11 protein-coding genes are annotated in these 9230 nt (G+C 69.7%); 2 read left to right on the top strand and 9 right to left on the bottom strand.

Features of this window, described 5'->3' with window-relative positions:
- Window positions 1-66 precede the first annotated feature (66 nt).
- A complete protein-coding gene (locus KME80_RS30125) occupies window positions 67-1824 on the bottom strand; it encodes an ABC transporter substrate-binding protein (RefSeq protein ID WP_219509788.1) in 1758 nt (585 codons plus the stop codon).
- Window positions 1825-2146: 322 nt separating this feature from the next.
- On the opposite strand from KME80_RS30125, the gene KME80_RS30120 reads away from it, so the two are divergent.
- A complete protein-coding gene (locus KME80_RS30120) occupies window positions 2147-3187 on the top strand; it encodes a LacI family DNA-binding transcriptional regulator (RefSeq protein ID WP_219509787.1) in 1041 nt (346 codons plus the stop codon).
- Here KME80_RS30120 and KME80_RS52090 read toward each other — a convergent pair.
- The 8 genes from KME80_RS52090 to KME80_RS30085 form a co-directional block, all read right to left on the bottom strand.
- Window positions 3167-3301: a hypothetical protein gene (locus KME80_RS52090; RefSeq protein WP_281427233.1), complete on the bottom strand. Its 135-nt coding sequence runs from the start codon at window positions 3299-3301 to the stop codon at window positions 3167-3169. The two genes, KME80_RS30120 and KME80_RS52090, sit on opposite strands and share 21 nt — an antisense overlap.
- Window positions 3295-3876, bottom strand: a complete 582-nt coding sequence (locus KME80_RS30115; RefSeq protein ID WP_219509786.1) for an HNH endonuclease family protein — start codon at window positions 3874-3876, stop codon at window positions 3295-3297. Before KME80_RS30115 ends, KME80_RS52090 begins: the two co-directional genes overlap by 7 nt.
- Window positions 3873-5174: an AAA family ATPase gene (locus tag KME80_RS30110; RefSeq protein WP_219509785.1), complete on the bottom strand. Its 1302-nt coding sequence runs from the start codon at window positions 5172-5174 to the stop codon at window positions 3873-3875. Before KME80_RS30110 ends, KME80_RS30115 begins: the two co-directional genes overlap by 4 nt.
- Before the next feature lie 70 nt (window positions 5175-5244).
- A complete protein-coding gene (locus KME80_RS30105; RefSeq protein WP_219509784.1) occupies window positions 5245-6135 on the bottom strand; it encodes an acyltransferase domain-containing protein in 891 nt (296 codons plus the stop codon).
- Between the two features lie 33 nt (window positions 6136-6168).
- Window positions 6169-6777, bottom strand: a complete 609-nt coding sequence (locus KME80_RS30100) for a dihydrofolate reductase family protein (protein ID WP_219509783.1) — start codon at window positions 6775-6777, stop codon at window positions 6169-6171.
- 98 nt (window positions 6778-6875) lie between these two features.
- A complete protein-coding gene (locus KME80_RS30095; RefSeq protein ID WP_219509782.1) occupies window positions 6876-7223 on the bottom strand; it encodes a DoxX family protein in 348 nt (115 codons plus the stop codon).
- Window positions 7224-7308: 85 nt separating this feature from the next.
- Window positions 7309-8037, bottom strand: coding sequence for a phytanoyl-CoA dioxygenase family protein (locus KME80_RS30090; RefSeq protein WP_219509781.1), 729 nt, complete (start codon window positions 8035-8037; stop codon window positions 7309-7311).
- Window positions 8037-8636: a TetR/AcrR family transcriptional regulator gene (locus KME80_RS30085; RefSeq protein ID WP_219509780.1), complete on the bottom strand. Its 600-nt coding sequence runs from the start codon at window positions 8634-8636 to the stop codon at window positions 8037-8039. Before KME80_RS30085 ends, KME80_RS30090 begins: the two co-directional genes overlap by 1 nt.
- Before the next feature lie 211 nt (window positions 8637-8847).
- Between KME80_RS30085 and KME80_RS30080 the strand changes: the two genes are divergently transcribed.
- On the top strand, window positions 8848-9230 hold a 383-nt coding region (locus tag KME80_RS30080), incomplete at its 3' end, for a LacI family DNA-binding transcriptional regulator (protein ID WP_308125983.1).

Genomic DNA, 9230 nt, shown 5'->3' with positions numbered 1-9230 from the left:
CCGGTGAGGCCCCCAAAGCGCCCCCCTCCGCCGGGGGATGGGGCGGAGGGGGCACCCGTCATCCGGTCAGCCGGCCGCCGGCTGGAGCTGGGTGAGCGTCTCGAACCCGCCCAGCTCAAGCCAGTTGCGCCACATCACGGGAGCCGACTTGGGCGTCCCGGCGGCCGACGACGGCCAGTTCTTCCACACGCTGGTGCTGGACTGCGACCACAGGCCGTTGTACCAGAGCGGGATGATCGGCATCTCCTGGAGGTGGATCTTCTGGATCTCGGAGATGACCTTCTTCATGCCCTCGATGTCGTCGGTCTTGACCCGGTCGAGCTGCTGGACGAGCTCCCAGGCCTTCTTGTTCTCGTACCGCCCGAAGTTGACGGTGTTCTGCTGCTTCCTGATCGGGAGCTGGAAGATGTAGTCGTAGTAGGTCCACGGGCTGCTGGAGAGCTGCCGCTCGTTGTTGACCACCAGGTCGAACTTGCCCTCGCCGCGCTTCTGCACGAGCGCGTTGAAGTCGGGGAACTCGGGGTTGACGTCGATCCCGGCCGCCTTGGCGCTGCTGGAGATGACGCGGGCCGCCTCCATCCAGTCGGTCCAGCCGGCGGGCACCTCGATGGTCAGGCTGATCTTGGAGCCGTCCTTGTTCTCCACCAGCCCGTCGCCGTCGGTGTCCTTGTAGCCGGCGTCGGCCAGCGCCTTCTTGGCGGCGGCGGTGTCGAAGGTGAACCCGTCGGAGGCCACCACGCCCTGATCGACGAACTGGTCCCACTGCGGCAGCAGGCCGGTCGGGCTGGCCGCCTTGACCAGGTTGCCGTAGACGCCCTCGACGATCTTCTTGACGTCCACGGACGCGGCCAGCGCCTTGCGGAAGGCCGGGTCGTCCATCGGCTTCTTCGTGGTGTTGGGCACCAGCCAGGCGGTGTTGGCCGACAGCATGTACGGCGGCTCGTTGTAGAACGTCGTGATGCCGAAGTTGCCCTTGACCAGGTTGGCGACGCCGGGCAGGAAGTTGTTGCTCATGTCCATGCCCTTCTGCAGGAGCATGCCCATGGCCACCTCGTTGCTGGGGGTGGCGACGTCGACGATGTACCGGGGCTTGGGCTCCATGCCGAGCGCCGTCTTGCCCCACCAGTCGTCGCGCTTGACCCAGACCACGCGGTCCTGGTCGTGGCTCTGATACTTGTACGCGCCGCTGCCCACCGGGTTCTCGTTGACGCCGTTGAGCACGTCCTCCTCGGAGCGGTCCTTCCAGACGTGCTCCGGCACGATGACGCGGCTGTAGAGGTTGAAGTCCCATTCCTGGTAGTTGGCCTGGGAGAACGTGAAGCGCACGGTCTGGTCGTCGACCGCCTCGACGCTCTTCAGCCAGTCCCAGATGTTGTGGTACGGGATCGTCTCCATCTTGCCGAGGCTGTAGGAGAACGCCACGTCCTTGGCCGTCAGCGGCTTCCCGTCGGACCAGGTGACCCCGGTGCGGATCTTGGCCTCGTACGTGGTGTCGTCCACCCAGCTTCCGCTCTCGGCGATCCACGGGGTGAGCTTGGCCGCGTTCGGGTCGTAGTGGAACAGGCTCTCGTAGACCAGGCCCTTGGTGCCGGTGGCGGAGTCCCATTCGCGGATCGGGTTGAAGTTGGCCGGCGGGCCCCACTGGGTGCCGGTGGTGTAGAGGGTCTCGTTGCGCGGCAGCTCGCCCGTGACGCCCTGGCCGGTGGCGGCGGGGGCGGCTTGGGTGTTCTGGGTGGCCGCCGGTGTGGCGCCGCCGCCCGTACAGGCGGTGGCCGTCAGGCCAGCCGCGAGGAGCGGTATCAGGATCCGCGCCCGGGTCTGCATCTGTTTCTCCTTCCCCCACCGAAGCGGAGGTCGACCGTCCTGTCCAACCCCGAGATCGGCGGCCCGGGACGTGTGACGCCGCCGCTTCCCCGGTCCGGCGAAAGCCCGCTGACCTGCACAGGAGTCGCTTGGGAGCGCTCCCGCGACCGGCCGTGCCGAGCGCTGTCGCTGAACCGGTGAAGTACCGTGACGGTAAATACGGCGTGACGACGGCGTCAAGAGTCGTGATGCGTTTGAGACGATGGGGCCGCCGAAGTGCGGTTGGGGAGGGCGGTAGTAAAGTTCGGGTGCACTGACTAACCGGTTCACAAGTGGAGGCTCGGTGAAGCGACCGACGATCGCCGACATCGCCCGGCGAGCGGGCGTCTCCAAAGTGGCCGTCTCCTACGCCCTCAACGACCGCCCCGGCGTCTCCCCCGCCAAACGCGCCGCCATCAAGGCCATCGCCGAGGAGATCGGCTGGCGCCCCAACTCCGCCGCCCGCGCGCTCAACGGCGCCCGCGCCCGCTCCGTCGGCCTCACCGTGTGCCGGCCCGCCCGCATCCTCGGCGTCGAGCCGTTCTTCATGGAGCTGATCAGCGGCATCGAGAGCGAGCTGGCCAGCCACTCCTACGCGCTGATGCTCCAGGTCGCCGCCTCACCCGACCAGGAGATGGACATCTACCGCCGTTGGTGGGGCGAAGGCCGCGTCGACGGCGCCATCCTCGTCGACCTGCGCTTCTCCGACGCCCGCGTCACCGCGCTCAAGGAGCTCGGCCTGCCCGCCGTCGTCATCGGCCACCCGTCGGAGGCCGGCGCCCTGACCCCCGTCTGGTCCGACGACGCCGTCGCCATCCGGGAGACCGTCGAATACCTGGCGGCACTCGGCCACCGCCGCATCGCCCGCGTCGCCGGCCTGCCCGAGCTCGTCCACACCGTGCTGCGCGACCAGGCGTTCACCGCCGCCTGCGACGACCTGGGCCTCGACCGGCCCGCCATCATGCACACCGACTACACCGGCGAGGAGGGCGCCCGCGCCACCCGCCGCCTCGTCAGCGCCGCCACCCGGCCCACGGCCGTCGTCTACGACAACGACATCATGGCCGTGGCGGGCATGTCGGCCGCCCACGAGATGCGCCTCGACGTCCCCGGCGACCTGTCGATCGTCGCCTGGGACGACTCGGCGCTCTCCCAGGTCGTCCGCCCCGCCCTCAGCGCCCTGACCCGCGACATCCCCGCCTACGGCGCCCACGCCGCCCGCGCCCTCCTCGCCCTCATCGCCGGCGAGGAGGTCACCGGCATCCAGGACGAATCCGCCCGCCTCGTCCCCCGAGGCAGCACCGCCCCACCCCGCCCCGCCTCTTCACCGGAGCGACAGGCGTAGAGCCTCCAGGACGTCCGGGCCACCCAGCACGATGTCGGCGCCCGGGGTCGGCATGGTCCGGTACATGGCGTGGAGCACGTCGAGAAACGGCTGCTCGCGCAGCGCGTTCAGCATGATGGCGGCATCGCGGGACTCACCGCGTTGCGCAGGCGCAGGTATTCACGCAGCATGGCCTGACACCTCGGGAACGCGACCTCACGCCCTCTTCGCAGGTCAGCCCGATTGAGCTGGAACACCTCGATGGTCGCGCAGCCTCTGGGCGTGTTGCCGCGATAGGTGCCGGTCGAAAGGATCAACCGGAGATGGTCCAGCGGATCATCGCGTGTCGGGTCGACGAGCAGGCAGACCCCGGACTCGTCCACAGGAAACCGGTCCCTTTTCGCATTGCTGTTGCACGAGGAGCATGCGAGTAAATGGTTCAGCCATTCGAACGTGCGGAGCGGCGCTAACCTGATCGGCTCGAAATGATCGATATCCGTGCCTCGGCTGTCACCGCAGTACATACAGCGCTCGACCGCCGCCGACATCTGACGCAGCGCCAGCCTGACGCCTTCTTTCTCAAGGGCGGCGCCGGACCACTCCCTGCGGGCAGCACGGTGGTCCGCATCCGCCACTTTCAGCCGATCCGTGCGCGTGCGCAGCCGCAGCGACAGCTCAGGGTCCAGATCAGGGCGGGAGATCCGGATCAATCCCGCCTCCCCAGGCGGGAGGAGACCTCGTCCACCCGGGCCGAGAGCGAGCTCTCCAGCATTTTGCTGAGCTTTCGATATTCTTCGATCTCGGCTGTGGACGCCGAGCCCTCCAGGACTTTTTCCTCGAGGTCCCCGAGAATGCGCCGCACGCCCTCAGCCCTCCTCGAATAAGGACTGTCGACACCGAACAGCTCGGTCAGAATGGCGTCGTCACCGCTTCCGAAAACGACGCGCTCATGAAGATCCCGGTCGACGACGTGTGCCGCCCTGGGCTCATGAGGTCCGGGAAGGGAAACCAGCCCGTTGGCGGCGGCGGTCTGACAGATGTACGGGCTGTGCGTGGTCACGATGAACTGGACGAGCGGAAAGTGGTCCGTCAACCATTCACCGATCTTCTTCTGCCAGCTGACGTGCAGATGGTTCTCGACCTCGTCCACGAGAACGACACCCGGATACGCCAGCGTCGGTGTCTCGCCGGCATAGCTGACGCGCACCCTGCCATAGGCGAGATGCATCTGGCGGATGATGTCGAGCACGAGTGCCGTAACCGCCTTGTACCCCTCGCTCATCCGGCGCAGCGGCATCTCCGTGCCGTCATCCTGCCGCACCCACAACCCGTCGGAATCGACGCGCACCACCGTGTGGCCGTCGGGAAGCATGCCGTCGGCCAGCAAGGAAAGCACTGCCTCCAGCAGCTCGGCGGCGCCCGGACGCCCTTCCAGCTGGTAGAGATGCTGCTCGACCAGCCAGCTGACGCCCTCCACGAGACTCACGTCCTCGTCGAAGAGCGTCCGCAACCCCGCGTACATGGCTGCCCGCGACGATTCGCCACGCCCCAGCGCGGCTGCGGACAGCCGGCGGAAGGGCCCGTAGCCCGCGAAGAACCATCCTTCTCCAGGGGCGAATCGCAAGCGTCTCGTGCCCTTGGCCCGGCCTGAGGTCATGGCCCACTGCGGAGTCAGGTGGGAGCCGTCGGAGTCGTTCCAGCGCAGTTCGAAGTCCTGCGGACCGAAGTCCAGCCCTCCGTCGAACTCCGAGTCCTGCACCACCGTGACACGCAGGAACCCCTGCTCCCCCTCGGGCGCGCCTCGCCAGCCCTCCCAATCGCGGACGAAGTACTGGCCGATGACTCCCAGCGCTATCGCCTGCAGGATCGTCGTCTTGCCCGATCCGTTCCGCCCGGCGAGAACCGTCCAGCCCGCGTAGGAGCCGTCCGGACGACTGAAGTCGAGGTCCACCTGCCTGGGACCGGAGAAACCTCGAAGCCCCTGGATGACAAGCCGCGATATGTACATGGTGCGCCTCCTTCCAGGACCCTCCAGGCCGGCGGTGCAACTCTACGACTTTCACCGGTGGGCGACCGTGTCATTCGGCCGGGGCGCCCGCCAGGGGGGTCCAGCCGGTGGTGGCGTGCCAGGTGTTGCCGGCGCGGAGGTGGTCGCCGACGGCGCGTTCCAGGTTGGTGCGGCGGGGCAGGTCCGGGGCGAGCCGCGCGTCGGCACCGAAGACGAACGGGACGATGCCGCCGTCGTTGTCCGAGCGGTACGCGGGCCGGAAGCGGCGCTGGAAGCGGACGATGTTGGACTTCTCCGGCAGGTAACCGGCGAGCTGCTCGTCGAGCAGCCACGAGCCGCAGAAGGCGTAGCGCGGCCGCTCCTCGGGGAAGTGGCGCGGGAAGAACGCGGCGGCTTCGGCGAAGGCCGCGTCACACGCCTCGGGCGTCATCGGGCCGAGGAAGTCGGGGATGTGCACGGAGAGCGCCGGTTCGCCCGGCTCGCACGGCAGCCCGGCGGCCTTGATCGACTCGGCCAGGCGCTCGTCGAGCGTGGCGCGCTCGAACTGCAGCCGCCCCAGCTCGTAGATCATGCCGCGGAAGTGCAGCATGAGCCAGAACGGCGCGTTGAGCCCGCCGGTGCCGAGCCTCTTGCGGTAGACGGCCATGTTGCGGCCCAGGTCGGCCAGCGTGCGCGAGGAGACGTCGTCCGGGATGCCGCGGGAGCGGTGGTATTCGCGGACGTGCGGCGCGGCGGCCATGAACACGTGCACGTAGAAGTACGGGTCGGGCAGGTCGGGGAAGCGCGGCGGGTCGTCCAGGTCGCCCATGGCCGACACCAGGGTGTGCACGTTGCTTTCCAGCAGCCGCCACGCCTCGGTGCCCGGCCGGGGACGGGCCGCGAGGACGCCGGCCACGTCCTCGTGGGGCACCGTCAGGCGCAGGAGTTCGGGGACCGGGTCGGGCGGGAGGAGGTCTTTCATGTGCCCGAACGCTAGAGGGTGCCGCGCCGCGACTCAAGCCACGGACCCGGTGCGGGGCTTGCCCTCCCACGCGTAGGTCACGTACAGGACTCCGGCGCCCGTGGTGGTGGAGCCGGTGAGCTTCAGCCCGGCCGGCATGGTGCCCGGGGCGAACAGGCGCTTGCCCTCGCCGAGGACGACGGGGAAGACGAGCAGCCGGTACTCGTCGACCAGTTCGTACCGCTGGAGGGTGTGGATGAGGTCGGTGCTGCCCTGGGTCAGGATCTCGCCGTCGGTGGTCCGCTTGAGCTCGGCGACGGTCTCGGCGGCCTCGCCCGCCAGGACCGTCGTGTTGCGCCAGTCGGCGGTCCTGGGCGTGCGGGTGACGACGTACTTGGGCATGCTGTTGATCCGGGCGCCGCCCTCCTCGTCGGGCACGCCGGGCCAGTAGGAGGAGAGGATGTCGTAGGACCTGCGGCCCAGCAGCATGCCGGACGCCTGCTCGAGCTGGTCGCCCATGATCTGGCCGAACACCTCGTCGACGTGCGGGGCCAGCCAGCCGCCGTGGGTGAAGCCGTTGGAGTCGTCCTCGCCCGGTCCGCCGGGGCCCTGCATGACCCCGTCGAGCGACACGAACGCCGACACCACCAGTTTGCTCGCCATGTTCCTGCTCCTTCTCGCTTTCGATGTGCCTTCAGCATCGCGGAGGCCGTTTACGGAATCCTTACGGCTTCCCTTCCCCGCTTCTGAAGGCGCGCCGTTCAGCCGGCGAGGCCGAGCGCCAGGGAGGCGATCACCGGGGCGGCGTAGATCATCGGGAACGGCAGGTGCGAGAACCAGCGGGCGCGGGCCACGGTGACGACGGCGCCGGTGAAGTACAGCACCAGGCCGATCGCCGCCGCGACGCCGACGGCCGGGACGAGCAGCCCGGCGGCCAGTCCGAGCGCGCCCGCCGCCTTGGCCGCGCCGAGCCACGGCCACCAGGCGCGCGGGATGCCGTAGGCGGCCAGGGGCTCCACGACCCACTTGGCGCGCATGAAGACGGAGACGGCCGAGAAGCCGGTGGTGGCGGCGGCCAGCAGGGTGATGATCACGTAGGTGGTGGACATGGGTGACGCTCCTCTGTGTGTTTCTGCCTTCATCACCCCGACCCGCCCCGGCGGGGAGGTGTGACAGAGGGAGGAGAGATTTTTTCTAGGCGAACAGCCGCTCCGGGTGCATGCCGTCGACCAGGCCGGTGTCGGGCGGGTGGACGCTGTAGCCGAGCATGCGGCGGACCCGCCCGGTGAGCTGGCGGGCGACCTCGCGGCCCGGTGAGAGCGTGAACGCCTCGCGGGTGCGCAGCCAGGGCTCGCAGTAGTGGGCGGTGACCGTCAGCCGGGGCGCGGCCAGGTCGGGAAGCGGCGGGCGGGCGTGCCAGAGGGTGCCGAGGAGCAGCACGCACGAGCCGGCCTGGACGGGCAGCGGGACGCCGGAGCCGATCGGGGTGCGGTCGTCGGGCCAGCGGTGGCTGCCCGGCCAGACGGTGATCGCGGCGTCGTCGAGGGGCCACAGGGCGGCCACCGACAGGGCGGGGCGCGGGCGGGGCAGCGGGTAGTGCCGGTCGTCCGGCGCGGGCGGGCGGGCCGGGGCGCCGGGGCGCACCTCGATCACTTCGAGCTGGGACAGCAGGAAGTTCGGCAGCAGGAGGCGGTCCAGGAAGGCGAGCGCCGCGGGGTGGTCGAGCAGGGGGTCGACGGCCCGGGTGTTGGTCAGGACGCCGAAGACCTGCCGGAGGTGGCCGGTGCGGAAGGGGTCGCGGCCGGCGGGGCCGAGCAGCGGGGTGAGGTCGGCGCGGATGCGCCGGCAGGCGGCCGGGGTGAGCACGCCGGGCAGCACGAGGAAGCCGTCGCGGTGCAGTGCGGACAGGGCGCCGGCGGCCATCAGCCATCTCCTCGCGGGCGGGCGCCGAGCGCGGCGGTGCTGAACTCCCACAGCTCGCGCAGCACCGTCGCCCGCTCGGGCCGGGGGTCCTGGTCGAGGACGACGGTGAAGACGGCGCGCATGCCGCCCACCACGGCCGTGGCCAGCAGCTCGGGGTCGCGGCCCGCGACGACGGCGCCTTCGGCCTGGCCCGCGGCGACGTGTTTGGCGCCGAGCGTGATGACGAGCTTGAAGCAGCGCGCCTCCATGGCCGCCACCTCGGCGTCGCCGACCATGCGGCCGAGGACGACGGGGGCCAGCGGGTCGTCGTAGACGCGGTCGACCCAGGTGGTGAGCTGGGCGCGCCACCGGTCGAGCCAGGTGTCGCCGTCGAAGCTGACCAGGACGGTGTCGGCCACCAGCCGCTCGTAGAAGTCCTCCAGGAGCGCGCTCATCAGGCCGCTGCGGGTGCCGAAGTAGCGGTACGGCAGGCCGACGCTGAGGCCGGCGCGCCGGGCGACGGCCGCCACCTCGACGTCACCGGTGGCGATGAGCTCGTCGGCGGCGGCTTCGAGCAGGCGGCGGCGGCTGGCGGCGGCGCGTTCGGACAACGGTTCCACGCCTCCATGTTGGTTGAGCTCAACTCAACTTGCAAGATGGGGCCTCCCGCTACGGGCATTGGTGTGTTAAACGATTAACCACTATGACGCAGCACACACTCGTCGTTCCGGCCGAGCATCACGTCGCTCCACAAGCGGGCCGGATAAAAACCTACTTTACATGCAGGAAATACTATGTTATTCGTATAACATGAGACCTACCGCCAAACAGGTGGCAGAGCTCGCCGGAGTGTCGATCGCCACCGTGTCGTACGTGCTGGGCGGCCGGGACAGGCGGGTGGCCGCCGAGACCAGGCAGCGCGTGATCGACGCCGCCGCCCAGCTCGGCTACACCCCCAACCAGGCCGCCAGGAGCCTGCGGCGGCGGCGCACCCAGCGGGTGTGCCTGGTGCAGTCGTCGTTCGGCGGCGTGCCGACCGACGAGCGGCTGGCCCGCGACCTGCACGAGATGGCCGACGGCCACGGCTACTCGGTCGTCACGCTCACCGTCTACTCCGAGGCGCGCGCCGTCGCGGCGGTCGACGTGCTGCGCGGCGGCATCGCCGACGGCGTGCTGATCCACGCCGTCGGGGGCCACCCCACCCGGGGCCTGCT

The sequence above is a fragment of the Nonomuraea ceibae genome, assembly GCF_019396325.1.
GTDB lineage: Bacteria > Actinomycetota > Actinomycetes > Streptosporangiales > Streptosporangiaceae > Nonomuraea > Nonomuraea ceibae.
Note: the sequence above shows the minus strand (reverse complement) of the source record. Positions and strands in the feature narration are given on the sequence as shown.